This window comes from Lysinibacillus sp. 38-6 (genome assembly GCF_046245175.1).
Classification (GTDB): domain Bacteria; phylum Bacillota; class Bacilli; order Bacillales_A; family Planococcaceae; genus Lysinibacillus.
Genome location: NZ_CP176417.1, coordinates 2469329 through 2486158 on the forward strand (window position 1 = coordinate 2469329; position 16830 = coordinate 2486158).

The window sequence follows — 16830 nt, forward strand, 5'->3', positions numbered from 1 at the left end:
TTGAATTTTCTTTATTCTGTAAGCATACCGCTCATATAAAAGTAGTAGCACCAATATAAGGTTACTAATATCACATGTATGAATTTTCTAATTAGAACCTTGCCTAAAATAAAAATAAGTACATCCTTACCAAAGCGGCAAAAATATACTTAAAATCACAAATATGACTATAATTGTAGTCAATTTATGTATGGAGACGGCGGGAGTCGAACCGCTATCTCTGAAAAACCTTATAAGACCAGTACTAATATGGGTTTTTAGCACTTTTTTTAAATCGCTAAATGCCAAACTAAATGCCATTTCACTAAATTAGCGTTGCGGGGGCAATTTTTTTATCGTTATGTGGACCGTATAATGTTTTAACTTTTTTAACATCATTAATTAATTCATTCAATCAATCATTTACAAAGCGAGATATTTAATTGGGTAGGTGATTTATTCAACAAGGAAAACCTATTCATTTTCTCGTTACACCTAATAATTGAATGTTTAAGTTGTTTCTTAAATAGAAAATATCTTCAGCCTTAATACTACCAATGTCTGTACTAAATTCATTTTCGACGTTACGTGCAAACAATATCTTGCCTGTTAAATCTAATGTAATACCATCATCTGTTATTACTCTAAATATAGGATTATTCTTTTTAAATTTACCGTCCTCGTCAATAACCATTACGACTTCGTTATTAAAATCAACAAATTCTAATGAATCGCTGCCTATAATACTACTCAATTCCTCGTAGATATCATTTATTGCCCATTCTATTTTAATTACTTCAGCATTCATTTTAAAAAGCTTTGTATCGAACGATATTACATAGAATTTCAATTTCTCTCCACCTCTATAAAAAATACACAGAGTAAACCCTGTGTATTAAATCCCTAAAGTTATTTGTTTAACATGTTCTTGTTCTAATAAATCAATTTCCTTAATCTTCACGCCCATGTCTACGCAAATAACTAAACTTTTCAATTGCTGCTTCTCAATTTGAATTCTTCCACTAAAACTGAGAGTAAAATTAGTGTATTAAAAGTCTATTGGTATCAGATTTACAATTTTAAAATCGTCCCTTTACTATAAAACATACTCTTTCAATATATATTTAACATTTAAATATTGTTCTCTAATAACAAATTCCCTTTCATCCAAATTAAATAATGGATTTAGATCGAAATGTTTTTTAAAGTTCCTTTCATCATCCCTATTTCTTTCGGTTGGTAAAAGTAAAACATTGTTTGTTGGCAGAGGGTCTATCTCTCCATTTTCATTAGGAATTCCTTCAAAATGCTTTAATAAAAAATAATATGAAATTTGTTTATAATTTAATTCTCTTACTTCATTGAAGTATTTAGCATCAAATATATATCGTAAATTGTTCTCCACTAAATAATAATCGGGTTGAATATTTCTTCCGCGTTTTTCCAATCGATCCGGGTATATTTTTTTCTTTTCAAAAGATTTCAAAGCCATGTTTCTAGATTCTGAAAAATTTATATATCCATTTTCATCTATATGTTTAAAATAATGTTTAAGATAAAACTCAATTATAGACTCCCATGCTAGGTCGAAACTACGAGTTTTTATTTTTATTGTTCCATCACCTTTATTTTGTTTCTCGAAAAATCTAATTAAACTGTCAATTAGACGTTTTTGTTTATCTTTAAATACTCTTTGTTTTATTTCTCTCAATTGAGAAATAATTAGCTTTTCATTTTCCCAATTGATATCTTTAATATCAAGATTAGTACGTTTTAAATTCATAAATATCGATAGCGCATTAGCGGTCATATCTATTACATATGCCATACACTTACTAATAAAAACATGTTCATTTATTCTTTTTTTAATAACCATGGGCATGTACACCAGATTATTATTACTCACAACAATAGGTGATTTTAGAATGGTTCTTTTCCAATCTATTTTACCTGAATAGCCTAGTTTTCTAATTTCACGCTCATCAGTATATAAACCAAACTTAAGGAAATAGTTATATACCTCAAAGAAATGTTGAAATGGATACCCTGAATTTATTTCATTCCTTATTCCAATGCTCTTCATTGATTTTTTCACCAAGTTTTTTTGAATCACTCTAAATAAGATTTTAATATCATCTTGAATTTTTTCTTTAGTGCTATCATCAACAAATTGATATTCTTGTAACTTTTCATTCGAAAAATAGTGTTTTGGAAAACTAACTAAAAGTTTATCATTCTTAATTATAAAACCAACAAATTTGGAGTTGTATCCTTTTTCATTTAATCCTATATCACCAATTTCGAAATCATCTTTAAATAAATTGAAAATTTTTGTTGATACAACATGGCCATCCTGGATAATAAACCAATTGCTACTAAACACTTCTTCTCACCCCTCTTTAATAACATTCATTTAAGTTAGTAAATTTAAAAATTCTTGTGAGAAGAAATTTTTCCCTTGTTTAGCTAGACTGTATAGTTCACCAAAGCTATTTACTTCTTCTGCAAATAGTTTATTTGTTGAATATGCAGCTCCTTCTATATCATTCCAAAGATACTGCAATAACTTACCTGAAATTTGATTTTTATTATATTCTTCAATTGCACTTAAAACTTCTTCATCTGTATCCTGATCCGTTGGAACTCTAAACTTAATAAAGAATTGACCTAATTGTTTATCTTCTGTCAATCCCAATCCTCCATTTTCTTCACTCTTGACAATAAATTCATTTAGTTTACGCATTAAAGTAAGCCAAGTAAAATCTAATTCATTCCCATCAGTATTTGTTAATTTAAATTGAAAATCATTTAACTCTATACCATCTTTTTTAGCAATTTCTGTTGTTGCTAAATATTCAAATTCGAAACGGCGTTTAAAAGCTGTATCCATTACATAAACATTTTGGTCACTAGTATTTACAGTTCCAATAATATAAATGTTTTCAGGCAAATAAATTTTTTCATCTGAATCCTCTTCTCCAAAAACGACGGATGCAATTAGTGAATTATCAATTTTATATTCACTGATACCATCAATATCTCTATCTAACAATTGGAACAAGTCTCCAAATACAGAAGCCACATTTGCTCGACTCATTTCTTCTAAAATAAGGAAAACAGGTTCTCCATTTGCTCTTACTTGAAATGCTTTTGCTAATGCCTTTGTAAACATCTGTGGAGTAAATTCATATTCAATAGTTGATGAATTCTCAGTTCCTTCTGTTCTTTTTACGATAGGCATTACTTGACCAATAAAATCATTGTAGCCAAATTCAGGATGCAAAGTAATACGGAAAACATTTGGATGTCCTATCTTATCGCTATAATCAACAATTCCATTTTCCTGAATAAAATTCTTAATTCCATAAGATTTACCTGTACCTGGAGCTCCAAAATAAATACGATTAATCCCTGGTTTTGATGGACCTTTCTGTTTCATTTTTACTATATCCTCAGGTGTATAACTATTTAAATTTTCAATAATAGAATCATGTAACCACTCAGAATTTTGTAAATAGAAAAATAAAAACTCTTTTCTAAAAGCACATATGTACTCATTTTTTGATTTTATTTGATTAAATCCATCAATAATAGCTTTAGAAATAACGACATTTTTTATTTGTTTCGATTTTGGTTTTTCTCCATCTGCAACTCTTAATTTAAATGCACAAAAGATTGGTTCATCTACATCCCTAGTTTTATAAATACCCAACAAAATCCCTTTACAATTTTTCTCTTCAGCTTTTGCTACCGCTGTTCTCCATAGTACAGGTTTTTGTTGAATTCTAAATTCATCTGGAATATGGCTTCTACCTCCAGGAGTAATACCTTTTACACAAATAACCACTTCTTCGTTTACATCGTATATATTACTGATTGTTGCTAGATAAATATTATCTTCAATTCTATTTAATGTAACACTATTATAAAATTGATTGAGATTATCTCTGAGAATACTTTCTAATTGATTTTCATCTAATTCATAGTAAGGTCTATCATTATCAGCGCTTTCAATTGATCCATCTTCCAAAATCCAATCATAATTGCCCATATTACTACTCTCCCTTATAATTCAAGATTATTACATTTCTATTTTACGATAAATTTTAATATATATATGCATTTAAATACAAAATAAATAAAAATAGATTAATTTCCTTTTAGAGAAATTAATCTATTTTCACAATTTATTTTTCGTCAGTAGTAAAAAATTGCTCTCTTATTGCTACTGCAATTAGTTCAACTAATAGTGGAGGAACTGCATTACCAATTTGTCTCCATTGATCTTTAAATGTTCCTGTAATTTCATAATCATCAGGGAATGTTTGGATTCTCTTAATCTCAGAAATTCTCAAAAAGCGATTTTTCCAATGAAATGGTCCTTGATTATTAGAAAAACTTGCTTGAATTGTCCAAGACGGTTTTTCGGGAGATAATTTCAGTAGAAATGACCAATATCTTGAACGCCATTCGAATATAGGCTCTGGATAACCACGTTTTTCAGTAAAGTAAAGATAATTATCACCCGGTGGCACTAGCTTCAATAAATCTTTGTGTTTAGAACCCGCCTCCATGTCTTTATCTTCTGGTAAATCAAAGTCTAAATCACCAATTACATCTCCACAAGTTACCCAAGGTTTTTTATTGTTAAATAAATCTAAATTCACTTCTTTTTCAGGATTATAATGTGTCTCGTCAGGAAAAATAAAAGGTTCTCCAAAATCTTTTCTAACGCCAATACAAATAAAACGTTCTCTCATTTGAGGTACACCATAATTTGCAGAGTTAATAACTTTGTGCGTTACATGATAACCAAATTGATCCGCTACATCTATCAATGCATCAAATGCAGCTCTATGTGGCTTAAAAACAAAACCAGAAACATTTTCAAAGAAAAACACTTTCGGTCTTAGTTCTTCTAATGCTCTAAAATATTCAAATAATGTAAATGAGTTTTCATCTTCTAGAGCTCTCTTTTTTTCAGTACGATAAAACCTGGATTTTGAAAAAGCTGGACAAGGGGGGCCTCCAACCAATATATCAACTTCATCTACGTTATATCCAATTGAAGATAATTCATTTTTATAATCTACTTTTCGAATATCTTCACATTTCGCTAATTTTGCAGAATTATTTTTAATTAATGTATCTACAGCAGGTTGCCAAAAATCTGTTGAAAATAAAATTTCATATCCTGCTTGATTAAAGCCTATATCAATTCCACCTCCACCTGAAAAGATACTAACAACTTTAGGCTTAATCATTAATTAAACTCTCCTTTACAAATTCAATCATAGCTTTCCCCATAAGTGGAGGTACTGCATTACCAATTTGCTTTTGTATAGATCTTCTTGTACCAAAAAATTTATATCCTTTAGGGAAAGATTGAATAGCAGCCATTTCTGGTACTCGTAAACGACGGTTGTCCCAATGGAATGGGCCTACCCAAGGTCCTGGTTGTGCAGTAATTGTCCACGAAGGTTTATCTGGCGATAATTTCAACAGGAAATTCCAAAATCTTTTATCTGCAACAAACTTTGGATTCGGATAACCAGCCCAAGCAGTTAATGCCTTATAGTTCATACCTGGGGGAACTTCTTTTAAATCGTCAGCATAAGTACCTCCATCAACAACTTCGGAAGGTTCAAAATATTCATCCCCCTCAAAACCTGCAATAACTTCACCTACATTTACATAAGGCTTTAAATCTGTACCTTCAATTTCAGTTGGATTTCCATGAGTCTTTTTTGGTGCTTCCGATTTAAATTCACCTTTTGTTCCGATAATGAAAATTCGTTTTCGTTTTTGTGAAACACCATATTCTAAAGCATTAGCTTTCACTATTTTATAACTGTATCCTGCCTCTTCAATTATCTCAATAAAACGTTCCACGATAATTTTATTAGTAGGATGTAATAAACTTTCTACATTTTCAAAAACAAATCCAGCTGGTTGAATTTCTGTAACAACTCGTAAATATTCATTTACTAGATTTGCCCTAGGGTCATTAATCCCACGTCGAGTTTTATTTCCTACCCAATATCCAGCTTTAGAAAATGGTTGACAAGGGGCTCCCCCTATAACAATAACTTCTTTATTTTCTGCTTTTTTTTCTATAATATTTTCAAAGACCTTACTCTCAATTTCATGAAGATCCCCTAAAACAATTTCAGTTTCCCCAAAAATTTCTTCATTTAATTTTAAGGTTTCTATACAATCACTTTCAAAGTCCGTGCTAGAAATAACAGGAACCCCAGCTAAAAAACTAGCGATATCAAGACCTCCGGCCCCCGAAAATAGACTGACTGCTACAATATTTGAATTAACATTCATAGATAAATTACTCCTTTATACACTCAATAATATCGCTAATACTACATTCTAAAACACAACAAATTCTTAGTAACGTATCTGTAGTTACATTTTCATTATTTTTTAAGTTATAGAATGTACTAGAACTTAATTTTGCCTTTTCTCTAAGTTCTCTATTTGAAATTTCTTTATCAATCATCAATTTCCATAAAGGTTTATAACTAATTTTTAGATTGATCAATAATTACACCTCCAAAGAAACAATTCCAATATAATTATATACTAACAATAAAATGACCATAAAACAACAAAATAATCTTTTTAAAATATTGAATATCCATAAAAAAAATCATTATATCCTTAAAAGGAATAACGAAGGAGTCCATATAGATAAACTTTATTATTTTCTTTTAACGTTTCCTTGTATTTGTCTATTTACTCGTATATATATGTAATTAAAAAAATCGTCAGGGACTAGCTTGCATATCCATAACTTAGGGATTCGGGGAACTGCATGAAAAAATGGAGCTCTTTTATTATTGGGCTTTATGAGAGCAATCATGCCGTCGTTTTTTTATTTTGTTCTATTTAGGGTACATAATAGTGAAACAGAAAAATGTACGTCAAGCTTAAGGAATTTTATATACAAGGAAAATTCCAATAATGACCGTATTTGATACTACTTATGTTTAAGCTAAATATATGTTCTTTAACTCACTGACTATTAATAATATTTATAATAAATTTAATAATTATAATTAAAACAGTTGAAAAATAGAACTAAATTGGTATAAGATGGATATAGTTAAAGATTTATTTATTAAATATATTATAAATATTAAAGAGAAGAGGACTATATTATGCAATCAGCTATTTCTAAATTAACAAAAACAGGTAATATCAACGTTTCTACTCGTATTCGTGAGTTTTTACATTGGAGATCAGACGATGAAATTTTAGAACAAGCAGTAGATGGGAAGGTTATATTAACAAATTTAACAATGGAAAATTACAAACAAGGTGATCATGAAAGCATTAATGGCCAGTTAGAAGAATTGTTCCGTACATCTACTACTAGATATTTATTCATCACTCAACGAAATCTTGAGTCTAACTCTTACTATCCAGCTAGAAGGCCACATACGGTCATGGCATATTTTATTCAACAATTTAAAGGGATGTTTAATGAAGGGCAAATTAAAATTTCTGAGTCACTGTTGAATTATTTATATCCAAATCAGGAATATCCAAATGATGCAAGAGGAAATCAAGAATACAGACATTTCATTAATGAAGGTTTACGTTTTTATAATTCGAAAGGTACTCAAGATTCATTAGTGATTTTCGAATATGACTTATTTACAAGCTATTTAAAACCAACGGATAAAGCTCTAGAAGCTATACATGAGTTGAAATCTGCATTAATGGATGAAACTAAAAAGGTTGTGTTTCTTGGTCACCGGAATATTCTTGAATTTACAGAAATGGAATCACTAAAAAAAACAATTCATGAATTAACGAAAGTTAATATTGAGGATTACTTAATCTTTAACACTCATAATTTAAACATTCATGAGACAATTGAAAGTAAACCCTATCGAAATCCAATTGTTTTAGAAGTTTAAGCTTAAAAGTGGGAAGAATCTTCCCACTTTTTTTTATATTTGGGGCATTATGAGCATGGCAGCATGCTCTAAGTTGTTGAACAAATGACATTGTGATGTATAGTTGAGTTTGTATAATTAGTGTCGTAACTTAATAGTTTTGAAACCTACTATAAAATCCAGTTTATAAAAACACCTAGCGGTTCCATAACTTATTTTCAAAAATAAAACGTAAAAAAGAAGCATTTTCATGAGATATGGCTATCTGGTGGTGACTACTTCCAAGTAAGATTTAGAATTTCCGATTCAATTACTTAGATCTGTGGGTTGCGACAAAATTTATAGTGAGTTTTTTACTGGAAACGCAAATATATTGGTCAGAGTAAGAGAAAATATCTTGTAAAGTAATTGAGTGATCAGAGGATTGCAATACATAACTTAAATCTGGAACTGCTTGATAATATGCCAGCTTCAAAGTTAGTTCGCAATATCTTTTTTGCGTTTCCCGAATCTTAACGTGATATGATTGTGGAGCGTACCTAGGAAAAAAACGATTGCGAAGCAGCAACCTAGATTTATAAGGGGACTACCAAATAAGTATACGAAAAAGCAACTGAACCATTCGGTGCAGTTGCTTGAGACAAACTAGCATTTTAAATTACTATTTTCTATTTATACAATTTACAGAATTTATATTACCGATTTTATCCACATCACTTAAATTAATTCGCAATTCTTTTAATGAAGAATTAATCGAACTAATAATTTCTATTTGCTCATTATGATTAATTGATCTTTTTACAAAAAAATTAAGATCGAATAACTTCCGTTGTATTGTATAAACCATTTCCTCACATCTTATTACTCTATCCTTGTTCATTTTGGAATCTTTAGCTTCCTTTAGTTCAACTTTATGTTTCTTTCTCTTCATTATGTATTTCCCTCTTTCTTTGTAAACAAAAAATCCCACTTTAAATATGACAAATAAAGCCTAGTGGCCAATCATAGTTAAAGTGGGGTTTTCCCGCTTATTTTCTTATTCACTTTCAATATACATGTCATTTTACATGATTTAATCGATTTTAACAATGTTAAACTAAATTAACTCTCAGTTACTAAATCGCAAATAAAAATATGACTCTCTTATTATAAACGATTCTCTAACTTAATCCAGATAATGAAACAATTTGACCTTCTACATACTTTGCGTATAGCTTATATCCATCTTTATTCATTTCTTGAAGTAACACAAAAGATGATTCTTCTATTAAATTAGTTCATTATTGTCATAATAGGAAATGCTTCTAACCACTGCTCAGTATTTGTTAGCTTAGAAATATTTTCTAATATAGAATTCACCAAAGTAAAATTCCACTATTTCAAGCTTACTAATATACAATTAATTACTCAGGAATTTACTCTTCAACTATACTGCCCCGTTAGTTCAATAAAGAAAATTGAGCTGCCTATGCAATTCAATGATCATTAATTAATGCGCCCGATAGTTTAATTATCTTTTTTCACAGTCTTTTCAGCTAATTTCAAGATTAAAGTTTTAAAGAAAAAGGAGCAACCTATTCTCTGGTGTACTCCTTCTTATTCATTAACTGGGGAATAATATAAATTTAACTTAGAATGAAGTGTAATAGTTACTTTTTTCAAAAATCAGTATTTTAAAGTAATTGTATCGCCATCATATGATAATAATTGAATAATTAACTCATCTAATAATTTTTCATCCAAAACTAAGAAATCATCGTGAAACATTCCTGGAAATCTACGGTCAAGAATAAATCCATGAAAGGAAGTTAGTTCTTTTGAATAAAAATAGTCTGTTTGTTTTAACCAATCGACCTTCTCACATAGTTTTTTGTTAATTTTACTTTTATCCCCAATACCGAATTTCTTTAATAAATTCCTCATTTGTTTATGAGAGCCTGGTAATTCATATACCTTACATTCTAAAATTACAAGTATTTTTTTTTCTGAGTGATAGGCTACCACATCAACCTGCCCTCTTAAAGATTGTCCTTTTACATTTAATTGAATTGTTGTCTCCCCAATTCGCCACTCACCGTTCGTCAGAACACTCCCACTGATAAAACCAGCTGCACGAAACTTATCTATAATCCTTTTTTCAAAGTGTTCTGAAATAAATTTTTCTCGGAATTTTTGGGATAAACGAACAGATGAACCTTCATACCCCATAATAGAATTTTCAATAAAGTTTCCAAGTGAATCCATAAGCAAAAAGAAAGAAGTGGTATAATTGGTGTTATTTTCTCTAATTCTTAGAATGGGCCGATAGATAAGCATTTCCTTTCTGGAGAGATTGTTATTTTGTTGATACCAAGTATTGTTCCAAAAAAGTTCCATTATAGAATTTTGTAATTTTCTTTGTTTATTAATATCAATAGTGATCCCATTCTTGATAAAAGCACTATCAGGTAATAATGTAACTCCAATAATGTCACTTCCACTTGTTCCTTCATTTCTTTTGTATGCGGAGATTAAAGCAAGATGGAGACGCGCCCAGATGCCTGCCCAAAACTCAAAAGGTTCAGACCCTCCAATACTTCCGAAAATTGTATTTTTGAAGATTTGTTGTTTTTTTGGAGATTCCCCACTAATTATCTTTTCTACTGCTTTTAGTGCTTCATCATGTGACGACAAAAATACTTGTGAATAATCCTTCCATGTTCTTTGTAGTAACCCTTCATTAAAAGCTGTGTAAATCTCATTCATAGCTTCATGAAATTGTTTTGAACCCTGAATTCCTTCTTCATTTAATTTAAATGGTTCATTAATAAACCATCTTAAATATAAGCTATTCTCAAGATTCTCGAGCGCACTTACTAATAGAATAACTTCTTTTAATAAGGTAAGATTATCCTCATTATTGTTAAAAGATTGTTTCTTTATATTCCCCCAAATAAATGTAACTGTGGATTTAACTGCTATACCTAACCAAACAGGATCTCTTGGTCCTATGGAATAAAAATTTGTATACACTTGAATTAGTCTTGGTAAGGCGAATTCTGGATCTATTTTTTCACACTTTTCAGTAATAAATGTCTTTAAACTTTCAATACAGAGTTCGACTTCATTGAAATTATTAAAGTCCAAAGAAGATTTATCATTTGTGAACTGCTTTATAACATCTGCATATGGGTACTTTAATTGCCCCCTAATATACTCTAAAATATTTGTTGCGTCTTTTTCAATCTGACTATAGTAGTCCCGAATTAAAGTATTTATTTTCATTTATAACCTACCTCAATTATTTCTATTATAATTATGCTAAATTTATAATTGGTGTGTCTGTTCATGAGTGGATTATAGATAGCGGAATTAAAAACATGACGAAAAATGTCTCCTCTTTTTATTTCTAATTATACTATATTTTCTCAAACATTCTCCTTAAGTTAGGTTTCTGTTGGAAATATTCCCCCTTGAACTAAACTGCTTCGTTGAAGAACAACAATTTATGAGAAAACAGACTTAAAAAAAAGACGCCCCCATAAATCAAGGCGTCTAAAATACTTTATAATAAGGATGCAATTCTTAACGTATGAAAAATAACTGTACCTATTATATTTATTAACCCTAGTACTAAAGCAAATACGATGTTTAATATGATGGGTAAATGTTTTAATTTTAATTTTTTCAATGTAAAGCCGCCTTTCAATTCGGATATACATACTTTTTAAAATTAAACTTTTTATCCTTCTTAAAAAAAATAAAAAAATTCTTATGTACTAAAATTTATAAAAAAGCACCTAAACTTTAGTGTAATACCTCTTATTATTCTGCATAAATCAAAAGAATACTATTTAAAACTAGGTGTTTTTTGTATTTATTTACCCAAAAAATACATAGCAATAATTTTATTCTTTAACTTCATTAATTATCTTATATACAGTCGCTCGGCCAATACCATACTCCTTCGCAATGTCATTAGCACTCTCCCCTGATTTAAACAGTGTGCGAACACGCTTCTTCACTCTATCATCAATAGCTGGTCTTCCTCCAACACGACCACGTTTACGAGCAGCCTCTAATCCTGCCTTAGTTCGTTGTTGTATAATGTCACGCTCAAATTCAGCAAACACCGCTAACATTCCAAACATAGCCTTACCAGTAGGTGTTGATGTATCAAAAGCATCATTAACTGATACAAAATCTACTTCTCTTCCTTTAAGTTGTTCAGTAAGCTCATACAATTCCTTTGTACTTCGAGCTAATCGATCAAGTTTATAAACTACGAACAAGTCTCCTTTTGTCGCCGCCTTCATTGCATGTACAAGTTCTGTTCTCTCATTCTTACGACTAGATACTTTCTCTACATACATAACAAGTTCCAATCCTTTTTGTTCTGCATAGCTCCTAATCGCTTGCTCTTGCATATCTAAAAACTGCGAAATACGTATTAACAAAGCTTTGTCACGTGGTGAGGAAAACCGTTTATATGTGAAAACGACAAAAAATAAGAGCTCTATTCGTACGATTAAAATGGATAGAGCTACGATGGATATTTTACAAGAGTGGAAAAAACAACAAAAGCAAGATTATTTAATTCTCGGCTTTAATACACTACAACCAAAACAGTTAGTGTTCAGCAATGAGTGTAATGAGTATCTGCAACCTACAAAATCTCGTAAATGGATGATACAAGTTCAAAAAAAGTATAACTTAGACCAGATTACTACACACGGATTACGTCATACACATTGCAGTCTACTTTTTGAAGCTGAAGCAAGCATTAAAGAAGTACAAGATCGTTTGGGCCATAGTGACATTCAAACTACGATGAATATCTATACTCACGTAACAGAAAAAGCTAAAGAGGCAGCAGCTGAAAAGTTCGCAAATTATATGAATTGTTAACTCTAAAAAAATGCCATATTAAATGCCATTGAGTTAAACTAAATGCAATTATATAATATAAGGCAAAATAAAAAACCCTTGATATACAAGGGTTTTGACGTTCATTGAAACTCAATGAACTCGTATTATGGAGACGGCGGGAGTCGAACCCGCGTCCAAAGACTCCAATACTTCAGCTTCTACGCGTGTAGTTTGTCCATTCGCAATTCGCGTAGCATTATGCCGACAAACAGGCGTCCTGTACGCTAACCTGGAAATCTCTTGCCGGTGACTCAGGTGGCACCATCGACCGTATCCCACTAAAGTTGGGCCCCACGTTCTCTACATGGGCGATAGAGAGGCAGAGCGCTTACGAGCTTACGCTGCGAAAGCTAAGTTTTGTTGTTTGCCAGTTATTATATAACTTCCGTTGATGACGGAGCCGAGACCTCCGACGCGCGACCAAAGCTTGAACCATCCCTGTCGAATCCGTAACGTCCCCTTGAATATGATGCGAGGCACGCGGCCACGATCAAACAAAGAGCTAGAATTGCTTCTAGTACGGTTGAAGAGTAGTACTACGCTTCAATACATCTGGCATTAACAATACATATTATAAAACAAACCTAGCTGTACTTCAAGTATATTGCCTTATGACAGATTTATAGGTTCATTACATACCAATACTGAATAAATTCTGCGAGTATCTGTTCTTGCACTACGAATCTACCAAGCTTCGCGGAATTAACCGGTTGTTTCACGGAAATAGCTGCCCCTTCCGCGGAATTATCACTATATTTCGCGGAATCCACACCTCATTTCGCGGAAATAACCCTTCACTTCGCGGAATTCTCCAAGGCAGTACCTACCCACTTAACTTAATAGTCAATACTAGTTGATTGTAGCGAAGGGCGGGCGACTCCTGCGGGAACGCACAGAACGTAAGACGCAACAATCCGCGCGTTAGCGAGGGTTGCGGCTTACGGTGTGCCCGCGGAAAGCGCCCGCCCGTAGCGAAAATCAACGGCCTTAGTATAAAAAAACTCACCACAATCCGTGGTGAGCTCCCTCTTAATCTATCAATATTGATTTTTTGCTTTGAAGGTACGTTCCATTTCGCGTTTTGCTTCTTTTTTGCGCATGTCGTCGCGTTTGTCGTAGTCTTTTTTCCCTTTGCCGACGCCGATTAGGAGCTTGGCGTAGCCGTCTTTAATGTACATTTTTAAAGGGATGATTGTGTAGCCGTCGCGTTTGACGGCGCCGACTAGTTCGCCGATTTGCTTTTTATGTAGTAGCAATTTACGTTGGCGAAGTGGGTCGTGGTTGAAACGGTTGCCTTGGTCGAATGGGCTGACATGCATGTTGCTGATCCATGCTTCACCGTTTGTGATTCGAACGTAGGAGTCGCGTAGTTGGACTTTTCCTGCACGAATGGCTTTAATTTCTGTGCCTGTTAGTACCATGCCCGCTTCAATCGTCTCTTCAATAAAGTAGTCATGTCCCGCTTTTTTGTTTTGTGCTAATACTTTCCCAGTACCTTTTGCCATTATGTTCACCCTCAATTCAAAGGTTGAGCAGGACTTAGCCTGCTCACGCTGGATTTTTTATTTACGTTTTGTTTTTTTCTTTTTGCCTTTTTTGGCGATGCCTTCGTAAAACTTTTGTTTTTGTTTTACACCTTTTTTCGGGCCAGGGCTTGAGCTATCTTTGCGTCGACCACGTGGATCGCGATCGCTTCCGCCTCGTTCTCCGCGTTTCGGTGAGTCGCCACGGCTTTGTTTTTCTTCATCACGGCGACCTCTGCCACCGCCTGAACGGCTGCTACGGCTGCTGCGTCCGTCTTTATTATCATTATAATTTTTACGAGCATGAATAACGGTAGGTGTAGTTTTTCTTGTTCTTCCATATGAAGTTACCATTCCTACGATTTCAAAGTCAATCGATGACTCCTCGATAATGACGTTTGCGACGCGTACTTTCACTTCATCACCGATACGGAATTGGCGGTTTGTACGTTCACCAATCATCATCATTTGGCGATCATCGAAGCGATAGTAATCGTCGGTCATATTGCTAATATGCACAAGTCCTTCAATCGTGTTTGGTAGCTCGATAAAGATACCGAAGTTAGTAACAGAAGAAACAATCCCTTCAAACTCTTCCCCGATTTTATCAGACATATATTGTGCTTTTTTCAGTGCGTCTGTATCACGTTCTGCATCGACTGCACGACGTTCACGCTCTGACGTATGGTCAGCAATTTCATCCATTGCCATTGCCCATTGTGCAAGTGTATCTTTCGACGTATCTTTATTAATTAAGTACGTGCGAATTAAACGGTGGACAACTAAGTCCGGGTAACGACGAATTGGTGATGTGAAGTGCGTATAAAAATCTGTCGATAAACCGAAGTGACCAATGCTTTCTGGATAGTACTTCGCTTGTTGCATCGAGCGTAGTAGCATCGTTGAAATAACAGGTTCTTCTGGCATACCTTCAATGGCAGTTAACACATCTTGTAATGCTTTTGGATGTACTGTATTGCCTGTACCTTTAATTAAAATACCGAAGTTCGTAACGAATTCAAAGAAGCGTTGCAGTTTTTCGGGTTTTGGATCTTCGTGAATACGGTATAGGAACGGCACATTCATCCAATGGAAATGCTCTGCAACCGTTTCGTTGGCAGCAAGCATGAAATCTTCAATTAATTTCTCTGCCACTGTTCGTTCACGTATTTCAATATCGACTGGCCAGCCGTCTTCATCGACAATGACTTTTGATTCTTTAAAGTCAAAATCAATGGCACCACGTAGCTCACGTTTATTACGTAAAATAGTTGATAGCTCTGCCATATGGTTAAACATCGGTACAAGTGGCTCATAGCGCGCCATTAGTTCTTCATCTTGTTCTTCTAGAATTTTGTAAACATCTCTGTACGTCATACGCTCTGTCGTTTTAATGACACTTTGGAAAATTTCATGTGCAATCACATTGCCGTTGCCATCGATAATCATTTCACATGATAGCGTTAGACGATCTACTTGCGGATTTAATGAACAAATACCGTTTGATAATCGATGTGGAATCATCGGAATAACGCGGTCTGTTAAATAAACACTCGTTGCTCGGTCGTATGCTTCAATATCAATTACAGAGCCTTGTGTTACATAGTAACTGACATCTGCAATATGTACGCCAAGCTTGTAAGTACCATCAACATTTTTTGTCACTGTTACTGCGTCATCTAAATCTTTTGCATCTGCACCATCAATTGTGACGATCGTTTCATGGCGTAAATCACGACGCCCTTCTAAATCGGCTGGTGAAATTTCATCGGGCACTCGTTGTGCAGCAGCCACGACTTCTTCCGGAAATTCTGGTGGAATATCGTGCTTATATAAAATCGATAAAATATCGACACCTGGGTCATTTTTATGCCCTAAAATTTTTGTAATATAGCCTGTTGCTGATTTTAAATCTTCTGGCCATGTAGCGATTTCCACGACTACTTTATGGCCATCAACCGCGCCCAATGTATCGCCTTTCGCGATAAAAATATCCATCGGTAGTTTTTTATCGTCCAATACGACGAAACCGAAGCCTCTATTTGCTTGGAATGTTCCAACAAATGATGTTTGCCCGCGTTCTACAACCTTTGTTACCGTTCCTTCTCGACGATCGCCAAATGATTCTTTTAACACGCGAATCAGAACCGTGTCGCCATTAATCGCACCATTTACTTCGTGCGGTGGAATAAAGACATCGTCCATGCCCTCCACGTCAGGTGTCACAAAGCCAAAGCCTTTTGCATGGCCGATAAATTTACCTCGTAGTAAATTCATGCGCTCCGGTAAGCCGTAACGATTGGAGCGTGAGCGTACTACTAAGCCTTGCCCTTCCATTCGTACGAGCGTTTTGACAAGCTCCTTAAATTCTTCTGCATCTTCAAACCCAAATTCGTCTTCAATTTCTCCAACGGTTAAAGGTTTATATTCTTCTTCACCAAAAAAATCGAGTAAACGACTTTGTAGTGTATCTTTTTTGTTTGTCATACTTTTCCCTCCCTCAT

The 16830-nt window shown here is 33.4% G+C and carries 13 protein-coding genes and 1 other RNA gene; 2 read left to right on the forward strand and 12 right to left on the reverse strand.

What is annotated here, in order from left to right:
* Positions 1 to 457: 457 nt before the first annotated feature.
* The 6 genes from ACKVEV_RS12780 to ACKVEV_RS12805 form a co-directional block, all read right to left on the reverse strand.
* Positions 458 to 829, reverse strand: coding sequence for a DUF3846 domain-containing protein (locus ACKVEV_RS12780; protein WP_409366796.1), 372 nt, complete (start codon positions 827 to 829; stop codon positions 458 to 460).
* Positions 830 to 1075: 246 nt separating this feature from the next.
* Entirely contained in the window at positions 1076 to 2362 is a 1287-nt protein-coding gene (locus ACKVEV_RS12785; RefSeq protein ID WP_409366797.1) for a hypothetical protein, read from the reverse strand.
* Between the two features lie 30 nt (positions 2363 to 2392).
* The gene (locus tag ACKVEV_RS12790) at positions 2393 to 4030 is read right to left on the reverse strand and encodes an AAA family ATPase (RefSeq protein WP_409366798.1); all 1638 of its coding nucleotides are present in this window, start codon (positions 4028 to 4030) and stop codon (positions 2393 to 2395) included.
* Positions 4031 to 4166: 136 nt separating this feature from the next.
* Entirely contained in the window at positions 4167 to 5243 is a 1077-nt protein-coding gene (locus ACKVEV_RS12795) for a DNA cytosine methyltransferase (protein ID WP_409366799.1), read from the reverse strand.
* The gene (locus ACKVEV_RS12800; protein WP_409366800.1) at positions 5236 to 6312 is read right to left on the reverse strand and encodes a DNA cytosine methyltransferase; all 1077 of its coding nucleotides are present in this window, start codon (positions 6310 to 6312) and stop codon (positions 5236 to 5238) included. Before ACKVEV_RS12800 ends, ACKVEV_RS12795 begins: the two co-directional genes overlap by 8 nt.
* Positions 6313 to 6319: 7 nt before the next feature.
* Positions 6320 to 6490, reverse strand: coding sequence for a helix-turn-helix domain-containing protein (locus tag ACKVEV_RS12805; protein WP_409370551.1), 171 nt, complete (start codon positions 6488 to 6490; stop codon positions 6320 to 6322).
* 661 nt (positions 6491 to 7151) lie between these two features.
* On the opposite strand from ACKVEV_RS12805, the gene ACKVEV_RS12810 reads away from it, so the two are divergent.
* Complete coding sequence (locus tag ACKVEV_RS12810) at positions 7152 to 7916, forward strand: hypothetical protein (RefSeq protein WP_409366801.1); 765 nt, start codon at positions 7152 to 7154, stop codon at positions 7914 to 7916.
* Positions 7917 to 8556: 640 nt separating this feature from the next.
* Here ACKVEV_RS12810 and ACKVEV_RS12815 read toward each other — a convergent pair.
* From ACKVEV_RS12815 to ACKVEV_RS12825, 3 genes are all read right to left on the reverse strand, one after another.
* Positions 8557 to 8826: a hypothetical protein gene (locus ACKVEV_RS12815; protein WP_409366802.1), complete on the reverse strand. Its 270-nt coding sequence runs from the start codon at positions 8824 to 8826 to the stop codon at positions 8557 to 8559.
* Between the two features lie 734 nt (positions 8827 to 9560).
* Positions 9561 to 11159, reverse strand: a complete 1599-nt coding sequence (locus ACKVEV_RS12820) for a hypothetical protein (RefSeq protein ID WP_409366803.1) — start codon at positions 11157 to 11159, stop codon at positions 9561 to 9563.
* A gap of 623 nt (positions 11160 to 11782) precedes the next feature.
* On the reverse strand, positions 11783 to 12331 hold the full coding sequence (locus ACKVEV_RS12825) for a recombinase family protein (RefSeq protein WP_409366804.1): 549 nt from the start codon (positions 12329 to 12331) through the stop codon (positions 11783 to 11785).
* Between the two features lie 4 nt (positions 12332 to 12335).
* Between ACKVEV_RS12825 and ACKVEV_RS12830 the strand changes: the two genes are divergently transcribed.
* Positions 12336 to 12782 carry a site-specific integrase gene (locus ACKVEV_RS12830; protein ID WP_409366805.1) on the forward strand — a complete coding sequence of 149 codons (447 nt, stop codon included), beginning with the start codon at positions 12336 to 12338 and terminating at the stop codon, positions 12780 to 12782.
* 125 nt (positions 12783 to 12907) lie between these two features.
* On the opposite strand, the gene ssrA is transcribed toward ACKVEV_RS12830, so the two are convergent.
* The 3 genes from ssrA to rnr form a co-directional block, all read right to left on the reverse strand.
* Positions 12908 to 13263: a transfer-messenger RNA gene (ssrA, locus tag ACKVEV_RS12835) on the reverse strand.
* A gap of 577 nt (positions 13264 to 13840) precedes the next feature.
* Positions 13841 to 14308 carry an SsrA-binding protein SmpB gene (smpB, locus tag ACKVEV_RS12840; RefSeq protein WP_402926044.1) on the reverse strand — a complete coding sequence of 156 codons (468 nt, stop codon included), beginning with the start codon at positions 14306 to 14308 and terminating at the stop codon, positions 13841 to 13843.
* Between the two features lie 57 nt (positions 14309 to 14365).
* Positions 14366 to 16813, reverse strand: coding sequence for a ribonuclease R (gene rnr / locus ACKVEV_RS12845; protein WP_409366806.1), 2448 nt, complete (start codon positions 16811 to 16813; stop codon positions 14366 to 14368).
* Positions 16814 to 16830: the final 17 nt, after the last annotated feature.